Source organism: Deinococcus aquatilis DSM 23025 (assembly GCF_000378445.1).
In the GTDB taxonomy this organism is placed as follows: Bacteria; Deinococcota; Deinococci; order Deinococcales; family Deinococcaceae; genus Deinococcus; species Deinococcus aquatilis.
Window position 1 is genome coordinate 81,778 of record NZ_KB899710.1, and the last position, 12,474, is coordinate 94,251.

A 12,474-nucleotide genomic window follows, 5' to 3' on the forward strand; every position below is an offset into this window, starting at 1 on the left:
GCCTCTGTTTGGAATTCTGCGCTGTTTAAAGCTTACTGGCTCAACTGACCAATGATGGCAAACATGGGTAGGAACATGCCCGCAACGATCGTTCCCACGATTCCGCCCAGGAACACAATCATCAGCGGTTCGATGGCGGCGGTCAGACTGTCCACGGCTTCGTCTACTTCACGGTCATAAAAGTCGCCGACTTTGCCCAGCATCGTATCCAGTGCGCCTGTTTCTTCGCCGATAGAGATCATGCTGATCACCATCGGCGGAAACACTTTGCTGGTAGCCAGGCTGGAACTCATCTGTTCGCCCACCATCACAACGTTCTTGGCATTCTCGATACTCTCTTCTACGACCGCATTGTTGGCCGTCCCCTTGGTGATTTCCAGGCTCTCGATGATATTTACGCCGCTGCCGATCAACAGTCCGAATGTACGGGAAAAAGAACTGATGGCACTCTTCTGAGTCAGGGGGCCAAAAACAGGTAGACGCAACTTGATATCATCAATGATCATCCGGCCCTTGGGCGTTTTGTAGTACCAGCGGTAGATCACTACGAATGCGGCCACGAACACGAAAATCAGCAGACCACTGTTCCGTAAAAAGTCTGAGACAGCCATCAGCATTTTGGTAATAAAAGGCAGAGGGGCATTAAGCTGAGACAAAATACCTGCAAATTGCGGCACGATGGTGGTCAGGAGGAAGTAGGTGATGCCGATAGCAAACACCAGGACGACCACGGGGTAGGTCAGTGCGCTCTTGAGTTTGCCCCGCAACGCCAATTCCTTTTCTTGAAAGCTGGCGATTCGTTCCAGAATGCTGTCGAGGGTACCGCTAGTCTCGCCTGCACGAACGAGGTTGATGTATAGGCGGTTGAAGATTTTGGGGTGCTTGGCCATCGCTTCGCTGAGCGGCGTCCCACTCTCTACATCATTGCGCAGCACCTTGAGTACAGCCTGAAACGCCTTGCTTTCGATCTGGCGTTGAAGGATAGCCAATGACTGTACCAGCGGCACACCTGCATTGATCAGGGTAGCCAACTGCTTGCTGAACACCGCTACCTGTTTCAGTCCCGGCGGGCGATCTGTCAGCCCCGGAATCTTGATATCGGCATTCATACCGCTCTTGGGAGCCTTGATCTCCACGATCATCAGATTTTTGGCTCGCAAGGTATCTCGAACCTGATTCAGAGTTTCGGCTTCCATCTGGGATTTCAGGACCTTGCCACTCTGGTCCCGGACGCGATATTCGAAGACCGGCATATAAAGATCAGTATAGTCGGGACCGTCTTGCCTGCACCTTACAGCGACGCCAGCTTCAGAAGCCCAAGAATGTCAGATAGATCCGGCAGGAATTCAAACCGACATACCAGAAGGACAGCCAAGAACATGCTCAGGTCATCTTCCTCTTCATCATTCGGGCCGCAGCTTCGGCAGGCCATCGCCGCCCTCGAAACGGGGCATATTGTCGGCTATCCCAGCGAAACCGTGTGGGGTCTGGCGGCACACGCCGCACATCCGGAGGCGGTGGAGCGGCTGACGCTCCGCAAGGGCCGGGAGGCAGGCAAGCCCATTCAGGTGTCATGTCTGGATGTGGACGCGGTGCAGAGAGTGGCGCAGTGGAACCCAGCACTGGACGCCCTGGCCTCCTTCTGGCCCGGTCCGCTGACGGTGGTCACCACGGCTCTCCCGGCCTGCCCGCCTGACCTCGCTCCTGGCGGCTGGGTGGGGGTGCGCGTGCCCGACCATCCGGTTATTCAGGACTTGCTGGCCGGATGCGGCGGGCTGCTCGCCACCACCAGTCTGAATCTGAGTGGGTGTCCCGCCGCCCGGACTTACCGAGAGGCGCAGGCCTACGCCTTGGCCGACCTGCTGCTGCCCGATGTGCAGTCCGAAGAGAATGGAGAAACCCCCGGCTCAGGCAAGACAACTGGGGTCGCCAGCACTGTGCTTCAATTGCCAGTCTCTCCCCAACGGGCGGCGCGGGTGCTGCGGGAAGGTGGGCTGCCACACGACGTGCTGGCCGAGGCTCTGGCACGGGTGGGCGTGCGACTGGATCCACTGGACCAGCGCACATGACCGGCCCCATCCGCATGACCGACCCCAGTCCTTCTGCCCTGATCGGCGCGGCGTTGCTGGCTGCTGGGCGGCCTGTGACCGTGGCGGAACTGGCTGGGTTGCTGACCCTGCCTCCCGAATCGGTGGTGCAGGCCATGACCACCTACACGCAGGCCCTGGCTGCCGCAGATGCAGGCTTTACCGTAGAGGCGGTGGCAGGTGGCTACCGCCTCGTGGTGCTGCCTGCGCTTGCCGCTCACCTTGCACCCATTCTGTCGCCGCCGCCACTGCCTGCGCTGAGTGCCGCCGCGCTGGAAGTTCTGGCTGTCATCGCCTACCGCCAGCCCGTCACGCGGGCCGAGATCGAGGCCATGCGCGGCGCGAGTGCCGGAACAGTCGTGACCTTGCAGGAGCGCGAACTCGTGAAGGTCCTGGGCCGCAGCGACGCGGTGGGGGGGCCACTTCTGTACGGCACCACCGACAAGTTCTTGCTGGAATTCGGCCTTTCGAGCATCAAAGACCTGCCCGAGCTGGAAGGCACAGGCTTTTCACATCTGCTGCGTGGCTGAAGCTTCCCTTCCCCGACCGTTCATACAGACGACCCCTGCGCTAACATCCATGTCTATTTATGCTTGCATATGTCTGTTTAGCGTGAGAGAACATGTGAGAGTCTGACTGCCGCTTCACCTTCCCCACGTTTTACCCGACGATCCTATGAGCAAATCCACATCCAGCCTTGAAACCTTTGATTTTCTGGAACTCCTGTACATGCTCTCTGGCAGTGGGAAAACCGGAGTCCTGGCGGTGTACCGTCCTGATGGCCTGTTTCAGTGTTGGTTGCAGGGCGGGCGAGTGCGGCAGATAGAGTTTGGTCATCTGCGCGGCGTAGAGGCGGCTGTCAAATTGCTGCTCGATCCGCGTGGGCGCTTTCATTTCGAGGACGGCCTGACGCACCCCGAACCCCAGCTGGACGCCAGCCTGGATGAAGTGGCCTTCGAGGTTCTGGACGGCTTGCCCGAACACAAACCGATGTTCGATGGCCCTGCCCGCATCACGTCGCCGGAGCGGGTGGCGGCCATGCGCTGGACGTTGCAGCAGCAAGATGTGCTGCGCCAGGTCGAGGCCCAGCGGCCCCTCTCCGACCTGACCCGCGATCCCGGTACCCACCACATGCTGGCTAAATTGGTGCGGATGCATCTGCTGGCGCCCCGCAAGTCCCGCGTGGCTCGCCTAAGCGTGACCGTGACCCGCACGGTTCGCGGCGTGGTGGTTATCGACGACCTGATCCTGAGACGCTGGAAAGAAGACCTTGTGCGCCCCCCCCAACACATTGCCGTACGCGACGACGCTGGAAATGTGTACACGCTGCCGGTGCGTAGCGGCCCCGATCTGGGCGCACAACTGCTGATCCCCACCGACCTGCTGATGCGCACAGGACTCCGGGCTGGAGACAGCGTGCTGGTACGCCCCGTTTGAATTGCACAGTTGAAGCTGAACTAAGGTAGGCCGACCACTTCTACCTGAGCTGGTCGGCCTGCGCCATTTCTTCTGATCTGTTTCGTCTGAACTGGGAGCCTATCCCACCGTGTGCTGAGCCACCGGATAGCTGCCGATAATCCGGGCATAGCTGGCCTTCCGCAGCACTCCGGCCAGAGCCTGCGCTACTTTCGGATCGCGGGCGTCGCCTTCGATGTCGATGTACATGAGGTAACTCCAGGCCCGGTCACGGCGCGGGCGAGACTCGATGCGCGAGAGGTTCAGGCCGCGCAACTCGTTCAGGGTTTCCACCAGAAAACCGGGGGTGTGGCGCACCGCAAAGATCAGGCTGGTCTTGTGCGGCGCGTCCGAGATCTGGCCTTCATGCCGCGACAGGATCATGAACCGGGTCAGGTTGAAGGGTTCGTCCTCGATTTCGCTGGCCAGAATATTCAGGCCGTACAGTTCGGCGGCACGGGCCGAGGCGATGACAGCCTCATCGCGTGCGCCACGTGCGGCGAGGTCTTTGGCACTGCCCGCCGTATCGTGCGCGGCCACCGGCTGAAAGTTGTATTTGCGAATCAGGCCGGTGCACTGATCGAGCGCGGGCTGCTGAGAAGACACGCGCCGCACGTCTTCAAGGGCCACACCCGGCAGGGCCATCAGGCAATGACTCACCCGCACCACCACTTCGCCGATCACATGCAACTCGGTATCCGACAGCAGATCGATGGCCTGATGAATGGCCCCCATCAGACTGTTTTCGACGGGCAACACGCCAAAGTCGGCCTCGCCCGATTCCACGGCGCGGGCCACCTCATGAAACGTGGGATAACCGCGAGTGGCCGCCGTACCGGGCACGGCATTCAGCGCCGCGATCTCGCCGTATGCGCCGGGGTTGCCCTGAAACGCCACTGTGACGCCGACGGGCCTGGCCTGCGAAATCTCAGAAGGTTCAGAAGTGTGACCGCTATCGCCGTAACTCATGGCAGCGAGGCTAGCGCACAGGCCGCCGCCGTGCCGAAATTGGTCTGCAATTGAGCTAGAGCAGTGCCGTATAGGGTCTCACCGAGCGCCCTATCTCCACCAGTGACCCAGCATTCCGCCAAACGCCGAGTGCAAGGCCATTTTCCGCCATTCGTATCAGAGATGGAGGCAGCTTCATGGCCCATGCCCGCACAAGTCTTCATCCGGTACACAATCACCCGCAACCTCGGTTTACACTTCCGGGCGTGTCCCCGACTTCTCTGTTGCCCGATCCGATCCTAGATCTCGACGTCTGCGCGTTGGCGGCGGCCACGCGGCGGGGCGACCTGACGGCCAGCGAGGTTACGCGGGCGTATCTGTCGCGCTTGCAGGCCCACAATCCGCGCCTCCATGCGGTCATCACGGTGAACCCGCAGGCCGAGGCCGACGCTGCCCATCTGGATACCCTGCCGGAAGCCAAGCGTGGCCCGCTGCACGGCGTCCCGCTGCTGATCAAAGACAACATCGATGTGGCAGGATTGCCGACCACTGCCGGAAGCCTGCTGATGCTGGCTCATATTCCGGCAGCAGACGCGCCGCTGGTGGCCCGTCTGCGGGCGGCGGGCGCAGTCCTGCTGGGCAAGGCCAACCTGACCGAATGGGCCAACTTCATGACGCTGGGCATGCCCAACGGCTTCAGCGGTGCGGGCGGCCAGACGGTGAATCCCTGGAACGTGCTGCTGAGCGGCGGCGTGCGCGATACGGGCGGAAGCTCCAGCGGCAGCGGCGTCGCGGTCGCGGCCCGGCTGTGTGCGGCGGCCATCGGCACCGAAACCAGCGGCAGCATCGTCAGTCCGGCACACCAGAGCGGCGTGGTGGGGGTCAAGCCGACGGTGGGTCTGGTGCCGCGTACAGGGGTGGTACCGATCAGTTCCAGTCAGGATACGGCTGGCCCGCTGACCCGCTCGGTGCGTGACGCGGCCCTGCTGCTCTCGGTGATGGCTGGCCCCGACGAACAGGACGCCGCCACTCGCCGCCTGCCTGTGCCCGATCTGATCCTTGCCAGCAATGCCCTGGAAGGTGCCCACATCGGCATCATCCGCGACGAACCCCACCTGACCCCCGAAGAAGCCTCGGCGTTGGCGGTGGCCGAAACCCACCTTAAGGCAGCGGGCGCGACCCTGCACGACCTCACCTTCCCGACCCGTTCGGAGTTGTCGGGCTGGCAACTGGAGGTGCTCGAATACGAGTTCAAGGCGACCCTGAATGCTTACCTGAGCGGCGTGCAACACGGCCCACGCTCCATGTCCGACCTGCTGGATCAGATCGATGAAGACCCGGCCCGCCTTGCTCCCTACGGTCAGACGCTACTGCACGCGGCGCAGGGCACACGCGGCGATCTCAGTGAACGCAGTTACGCCCATGCCCGCCAGCGCGACCTTGATCTGAGTGCCACACGCGGCCTGGACACCCTTTATGCCGAGGGTCTGGACGCCATCGTGTTTCCTGGAATTCACGGCTACGGCATCGTGGCAAAAGCCGGATATCCCAGCCTTGCGTTGCCCATTCCGCTACCGGACGCGCCCCCCTGCGGCATCTTACTCACCAGTCCTGCCGGAAGCGACGCCCGCCTGATGGCCCTGGCTGCCCACCTCAATACTGCCCTTGGCGGCGTGCAATTTCCGCCCGATCCATCCTGATCTGCTGCTCCTTCACGGCCTGCCGCTTGACGTTTCGGCCCGGAGTCCCTACCATGTGGGGCCGGATGATCCTGAGAAGGAGAGTTCAGCCCAGGTGGGGCGGTTAGCTCAGCGGTAGAGCTTTCGCTTTACACGCGACGGGTCGGGGGTTCGAATCCCTCACCGCCCACCAGAGAAAGGCCCGCCCAGCGCGGGTTTTTTTATTTTGAAAAAAGGGTCAGGGGTGCGGCGTGCGTAACGGCTATTTTTTTCCCTCCAACAGACCACTTAGGTTTGAGGCCCGACCCTCCCGCTCAGAGACAAAGACAGTCGGGTACTGGCTGAGGGTGAAAGCCGCCGACGCATGCCCCAACTGCTTGCTCACCACCTCCACCGCAATGCCACGGCGCAGGCTGGCATAGATATGGCGCAGGCCGTGAATGGTCAAAACACGTATGCAAGCCCCTTCCCGAGGGCTACACGCCGATCTACGTGGGCCGCAAGACGACCTACCGTCCAGAGTTCGGCGCAGACTTCAGCATTCTCGGGAACCCTTACACCATGCCCAAACACGGCACACGGGAAGAAGTCATCGCTCTGTACCGTCAGTGGCTTCCGGTTCGACTGCAAGCCGACAGAGCTGAGGCCCGTGCCCTGCAAGCCCTCGCAGACCGGGTGCGGGCAGGGGAGAAGCTCCTGCTGATCTGCTGGTGTGCGCCGCTGGCCTGTCATGGCGACGTGATCAAGGCGGAAGTAGAGCGGTTGGTGGGCTCAGCTGCCTCTCGAACCTAACTCGCTGACTCGCCTACAAGCAAGCCCGATTCGATGCGGTTGCGGCCCTGGGCTTTGGCGAGATAGAGATTCTGGTCGGCGTGCGCCATCACATCTTCGCCCATGACGGCCAGGCCACCCGAAACAGTCAGCGCCTTCCCACCTAGACCAGCTTCCAGCGCGAGGGAACGCTCCATCTGTGCGCGGATACGTTCCGCAATGTGGGTCATGCTGTCCGGCGGGCAGGCAGACAGCAACACACCGAACTCTTCGCCCCCCAGTCGGTAGAGGCGGTCATCTGGCCGTACGCAGCGCTGTGCCAGGGTGACAAACGCCTGCAACACCTGATCGCCCATGTCATGACCGTACGTATCGTTGACGCTCTTGAAATGATCCAGATCCAAGAGCAGTAGATGCGTGCTGGGTGCCGCTGCCTCCAGGTCCAACTCAAACTGTCGCCGGTTGTGAGCGCCGGTCAGGGCGTCAGTGAACGCGAGGGTCTGGTAATGCTGCGTCCGGGCCAAGTTGGTCAGACGAGTCTGCACAGCGATATGCCCAAGCAGCATTCCGATAGTGCTCAGAACGGTCAGGGAGATGTAGGCACTCACGGCGGTCTTCCAAGGTGCGTTGGCCAGAGCGAAACTCACGAACAGGGCCAGATTGGCGACAGCAAACAAGCGCAGGGCCAACCAGGGGAGGCGGTTCAATGGCAGACCTTGGTTGGTCGGCAGGTGCAGCCAGACGCCGGAAGGAGCGGCAAACCACGTCAGCAAGACCAATTGCACCAAGGAGGGGATCGCCCCGACACCACCGAGGGAATAGCGGTAGATCCCGACGGGGATGGCGACCGCGAGTCCGGCGAGACGGCCGTGCCGCTGAGCGGCGAGGGCGACCGGTACCATCCGAAAGTCGAACAGGATGCCAGGGGTGAGCGGAGCGGTATGGGCCAGGGCGAAGAAGGACGTGCCAACCAGCGCGAGGTATCGGGCCACCAAAGCCGGCCAGCGGTCGACAGCACCAAAGCGGAAGTACGTCAGGCTGACCAAGAACAACCCTGCGATCAAGACGGCCAGGTTCTCTAGCACGTTGTCGATGAGGGTCAGGATCATGCTCTTCATTGTGCGCGGGGCGTCTGACAGGAATCTGCCTGAAAGCCAAGCTGTTGATGCGGCAGTGCTACCGCTTCGGCACGCCTCGGGGATACGGCTCTCTGTACCTCATTCGCGCCTTGACCGTCTTGGTGATGGTCAGTTGCCCTTGAAGGGTTGCTGTAAATGTTGAGGGCTGAAGTTAGTCGAAGTGCGGCAGCAAGTGAGTTGCTGCCGCACTTCGCTCTGATCAATGAGGCTCCATCAGATGGCAAATGAATCAAGGATGGGGAAGACCTACACCGCCACCCATAAAGGATGTCAGGGTATAACGTGTCCCTGGGATATAGGGAGAGACAGTTGCTACTGCGCCATTGGTCTCAATCAAGTTCCAACCCGGTAACACGTTGAACTGATATGTTTTCTCGGCAGTTCCACACCTTTCCACAATGTTTCCTTGCAGAGGCTGTTGAAAATATAATAGCCTTACCTTTTTGCCGTTCGGATCGGTCATAAGGGGTAAGGCACGGCCACCAAAAATGTTGAGTCTTGTTCTCAATGTAAATTCGGGTTCGACGGCATCTACTTCAAGACTAGAAAGCGAGTAACTGACGACATCACAATACTGCTCAGGAAAAAAAGCACCAAAGTTGCGTAGGTATTTTGAGAGAACTTGAGGTGTAGGCAGGGTCAGATCTAGATTTTTCTGTTGATCCAAAGTCGAGAAAATCAGAGACTTTCTGATTCGACTGTTGTCAGGAAGATCTTGAGTCGCACTGAAATACACAGTACGCCCGTCTTGAACAGATCCTTCGGGAACGGTTGCCTTGAAATCAATCACGGGGGGCACGGCTTCGGTGGCAGCCGTAAAGACCAAGGAGTAGGAGTAAGGGTCGCGGCCGTCGAGTGCAACGTTGAAATACGTACTGAAGGTCACCGTGGTTGAAGCCCCTGCTTCCAGGGTGGTCGGCAAGCGCCATCCTTCATCCCACACCCGAACGACCTTGAGTCCTCCGCCAATAGGGACGCTGAGAGAAGCGGTGTCCAGACCCCGAAGGTAAGGTGTGCCTTCGGGGTCTGGATGCACCCCTGCTCCATAGGGGAAGTTGGTGGCAGCCGGCGCGAGCGTGAGGCTGCTGGCCTTCTCTCGCGCATCAGTTCCATCGAAATACAGCATCTTGGAAAAAGGTGTGTTGCCCAAGGTGGGAAGACCAAGTGTAGGCGTAGCAGCGTCATCATCCTCAGCCGTATCAACGGGGATGAGGGTAAGGTTTTGAAGTGCTCGGCCTGAAGTATTGGTTACACGAAATGTTGCGTTGACGAACTGTTCTCCACCGGCATTTCCTGGGGCCAGAGTGTTGACGTACAACCGCTCAAAAGTAAGTCCTGGCTCAGATTCTTGGAGAGCTAAAGATGTGACACCAGGGGAAGCCGAACCCCGCATTTGGAGTTCATAGAGGCCCACTGAGGCTGTCAGAGGTGGAACGACAGACATGGGTTGGTTGCAGGCAGCGAGCAGGGGGAGCAAAGCGAAGGCCAGAGAATGAGCTATTCGTGACATAGAGTCTCCAAAAGTGCCGTGAGAACTGAAGCTCACACTCAATGAAGATGCCATATTTTCGGCTCATTCAACCAATAACTAATTTGATTTGGACGAGAGGGCGTGTTGTGGCAAGAGTTCTTAAAAGGGGTCGAGACACACGGGCATATTCTTGGTAAAAGACACAAAAATAGGCTGAGCCTCGCCTTCTAGGATGTGGGGCTTTTTGCTGCACACAGGAAACCCGTCCACTGAGGGACGGGGTGCTGTGGCTGATGGGAAGATCTACTTCCGCCGAAGCGTGTGGGGAAGAGAGCAGGGTAGAGCATGGCGTTGTGAGGGAGCTGTCAGAGGGGCAGGCGCAGGATGGATCATGCCGAAAGACAAACCAGTACCAACCCCGCCACCTGCACCCAAGCCCGACTCGGCAGGCGCTGCCAAAGGGTAATCCCAGCAGAACAAGGCCCTCACCTGCGCTCATGCGTGGGCGAGGGCTTTTTTATCCACAGGGGAGAGGCTGTGGATAACTCTGGTGTGCGTAATAGGTGGCGGTATCAAGCGCAATAGAAAGATACGCAGTGGAACAGCTCATCTTGAAAAACGCCATGCTAGACGGAAAGAATGGAATACAGCGGTATTGGTCGGAAATTTTCGTTGCTGCTTGCTGCCAGCAGGAAAACCGCACTGTACGGGAGAGGTTGCATTCAATAGATGACGATCCAATTCGGTTGTTCTGCCCTGAGTCCACTCTTGAGGGCTGGGGTCAGGCTATCCGAACAGGCCCACAACGGTGTGCAACCCCGTCTCAAGCATGATGTCCGGGCACAGAGGGGTCACGTAGTACCAGCTCCCTCCCAGCCGCGCCCCCAGGGGCTTTCGGTAGGGTGGACGCCAGGTGACTTCTGGAACCTCCTGTAGCCAACGGGTCTCCATGGCGGCGAGACCCCGAATCTCCACATCACGCCCCTGCCTGTAGGTCGCCTTCTGAAAGCCTTCCGGCGTCAGCTCAGAGAAATCAAACAGCACAGCGATTCCCTTGGGCTGCAAAACCGCCGTCTTGCCGTCATAGGACGCGGTGCTGAAACAGGGCACATGAATGAGGCCTGCTCGCGGGAATGTTTCCGGAGTGATGGGGTACACCAGGGGGGTCATGTCACTGAGGGTACGCCCAACCTGATCTGATGCAGCTCGGTCAGGGCAAATGCATGGCGGTTGATTGTCTCGCTACCGGATCTCTGTGCCCCGCTGCTTGCAGACGGAGCGGAAACTCTGCCCTAGAACGCACTCCTCATCCGGGGATGCTGGACATGCATGCCGCGGGCTTTAGCGCTGTACATCCCTTGATCCGCTCGGTTCATCGCCTGCGCCAGGTCTTCTCCCGCCCGGACTCGTGTTTTGCCCAGACTGACTGTGAACCCCAGCACTCCTTGCTGGCCTTTGGCCAGTAGCCCTTCCAGTCCCTTGATCTGCGCCACGACTTGCTCTTCAGCTCCGATCAGCAGCAGCACAAATTCATCTCCTCCCACCCGGCTGACCAGATCTCCCGGCTGAGCGATGGTCCGCAGAGTGCCAGCCAGCCGCACCAGACAGCGGTCTCCCTCTGCGTGTCCATGCTGGTCATTGATGCCCTTGAACTCGTTGATGTCCAGCAGCAACAGCGCTGCATCGGCAGCCTGACCCTGCCAGACCTCATAGGCCTGCGACAGCCCCCGCCGATTGAGCAGGGTCGTCAGGGGGTCCAGGGTGGTCTGAACGAGTAACTCGTCGTACAGGTGCTGCATCTCCTGGCGGCGGCGGTCATCATGCAGCAACCAGAATGCGAAACTGCCGCCCACCGACAACAGCAGGGCCGCACTGTGCAGCAAGACATTCGGGCCGTTCAGGGTGAAGCCCAGGTGTGCGCTGGCGCTGACCATCATGTGCGAGCGGGGCAAGGTCAACAGGACGCCTCCCAACAACACTCCCAGGTTCAGGCCGTAGGCCAGGCGCAAGGCTGGGTGCCGCCGCATCTGCCCAGCGATCAGGTTGATCAGCATCAGTAGCAGGGTGGAGGTATAGCCCGAAACCAGGACAAATCGCAGCGCTATGTTGTCCCAGACGGTGGTCAGCAAGATCAGTGCAACCACGATGCTGGCGCATATTCCCCAGGCCAATCGACTCACCCAGGAATTAACGACCTGCCCGCTGAAACGCTGAAAGGCTCCCAGGCACAAGGTTGATCCGACCATGACCAGGGTGTTGCCAATCACAACCGAGGCCAGCAGGGTTTCTGGAGTCCGCAGGCTGCCCACCAGCACCCCCAGAACCAGTGCTGTCTGTCCCACAGCCCAGCCGCGCCAACCAGGGTAGGAAGGCCGCAGCCACGAAAGCGTCACGATAAACAGAGACACCAGGATACTGACCCCCCAAGTAAAGGCCGACAAGACGCTCATGGTGGTCCATTCACTTGGGTTACTGATCATCTCCAGCCTCTAGGGCACAGTGCCCCCTCTCGGCTCAGTCAAACAGGGGCGGTGTTGCGGAATCCTTACCTCTGCTGCCGTGAGTTGCCTTTAAGATTTCCACAGAAGCTAGGGCCAATGCCTCAGGTACAGGGATGCCTGACTCAACGTCATAGCGTTGAAAACCCTGTACATCACAGTAAGAGGAGGAGATGAGGCCTGAGCGCAGGAAGTTTGCCAAGGCTCTGCTGACGTTGCAGGCAGCGGCGGTTGACGTGGGATGGCCCTGATCCTGCCCCGCCTTGTGCTGCCTCACGAGATGGTCGGCGCGTACACATACCAGCCTGATGCTGCGGTAGCTAAGTAGGTCGAAGTTAATCTATAGATTAACCGAGCGAAGCGAGTATCGAAGAAAGTACGTCGTAGTGGGAATGGAGCTTTATCCCGCAGTTTGGGGTAAAGCGG

11 protein-coding genes and 1 tRNA gene are annotated in these 12,474 nt (G+C 59.7%); 6 read left to right on the forward strand and 6 right to left on the reverse strand.

What is annotated here, in order from left to right:
* Positions 1-32: 32 nt before the first annotated feature.
* Entirely contained in the window at positions 33-1,253 is a 1,221-nt protein-coding gene (gene pilC / locus F561_RS0110865; RefSeq protein WP_019009995.1) for a type IV pilus assembly protein PilC, read from the reverse strand.
* Positions 1,254-1,379: 126 nt separating this feature from the next.
* On the opposite strand from pilC, the gene F561_RS0110870 reads away from it, so the two are divergent.
* The 3 genes from F561_RS0110870 to F561_RS0110880 all read left to right on the forward strand — a co-directional run bounded on the left by F561_RS0110870 (position 1,380) and on the right by F561_RS0110880 (position 3,524).
* Positions 1,380-2,069 carry an L-threonylcarbamoyladenylate synthase gene (locus tag F561_RS0110870; protein ID WP_019009997.1) on the forward strand — a complete coding sequence of 230 codons (690 nt, stop codon included), beginning with the start codon at positions 1,380-1,382 and terminating at the stop codon, positions 2,067-2,069.
* Positions 2,066-2,617: an SMC-Scp complex subunit ScpB gene (scpB, locus tag F561_RS0110875; RefSeq protein WP_019009998.1), complete on the forward strand. Its 552-nt coding sequence runs from the start codon at positions 2,066-2,068 to the stop codon at positions 2,615-2,617. The genes F561_RS0110870 and scpB overlap by 4 nt, the downstream gene beginning before the upstream one ends.
* Before the next feature lie 145 nt (positions 2,618-2,762).
* Positions 2,763-3,524 (forward strand): DUF4388 domain-containing protein, encoded by a 762-nt coding sequence (locus F561_RS0110880; protein WP_019009999.1) that lies wholly within the window; start codon positions 2,763-2,765, stop codon positions 3,522-3,524.
* Between the two features lie 99 nt (positions 3,525-3,623).
* Here F561_RS0110880 and F561_RS0110885 read toward each other — a convergent pair whose 3' ends face one another.
* Complete coding sequence (locus F561_RS0110885; protein ID WP_019010000.1) at positions 3,624-4,511, reverse strand: prephenate dehydratase; 888 nt, start codon at positions 4,509-4,511, stop codon at positions 3,624-3,626.
* Positions 4,512-4,756: 245 nt separating this feature from the next.
* On the opposite strand from F561_RS0110885, the gene F561_RS0110890 reads away from it, so the two are divergent.
* From F561_RS0110890 to F561_RS25265, 3 genes are all read left to right on the forward strand, one after another.
* Positions 4,757-6,190: an amidase family protein gene (locus F561_RS0110890; protein ID WP_040380462.1), complete on the forward strand. Its 1,434-nt coding sequence runs from the start codon at positions 4,757-4,759 to the stop codon at positions 6,188-6,190.
* A gap of 97 nt (positions 6,191-6,287) precedes the next feature.
* Positions 6,288-6,362, forward strand: a tRNA-Val gene (locus F561_RS0110895).
* Positions 6,363-6,661: 299 nt separating this feature from the next.
* The gene (locus F561_RS25265) at positions 6,662-6,961 is read left to right on the forward strand and encodes a DUF4326 domain-containing protein (protein WP_019010003.1); all 300 of its coding nucleotides are present in this window, start codon (positions 6,662-6,664) and stop codon (positions 6,959-6,961) included.
* On the opposite strand, the gene F561_RS0110905 is transcribed toward F561_RS25265, so the two are convergent.
* From F561_RS0110905 to F561_RS0110915, 4 genes are all read right to left on the reverse strand, one after another.
* Positions 6,958-8,049: a GGDEF domain-containing protein gene (locus F561_RS0110905; protein WP_245556492.1), complete on the reverse strand. Its 1,092-nt coding sequence runs from the start codon at positions 8,047-8,049 to the stop codon at positions 6,958-6,960. The two genes, F561_RS25265 and F561_RS0110905, sit on opposite strands and share 4 nt — an antisense overlap.
* A 259-nt stretch (positions 8,050-8,308) precedes the next feature.
* A complete protein-coding gene (locus tag F561_RS28815) occupies positions 8,309-9,397 on the reverse strand; it encodes a hypothetical protein (RefSeq protein ID WP_157451778.1) in 1,089 nt (362 codons plus the stop codon).
* Positions 9,398-10,336: 939 nt separating this feature from the next.
* The gene (locus F561_RS0110910; protein ID WP_019010005.1) at positions 10,337-10,720 is read right to left on the reverse strand and encodes a hypothetical protein; all 384 of its coding nucleotides are present in this window, start codon (positions 10,718-10,720) and stop codon (positions 10,337-10,339) included.
* Positions 10,721-10,842: 122 nt separating this feature from the next.
* Entirely contained in the window at positions 10,843-12,030 is a 1,188-nt protein-coding gene (locus F561_RS0110915; RefSeq protein ID WP_157451787.1) for a GGDEF domain-containing protein, read from the reverse strand.
* Positions 12,031-12,474 lie beyond the last annotated feature (444 nt).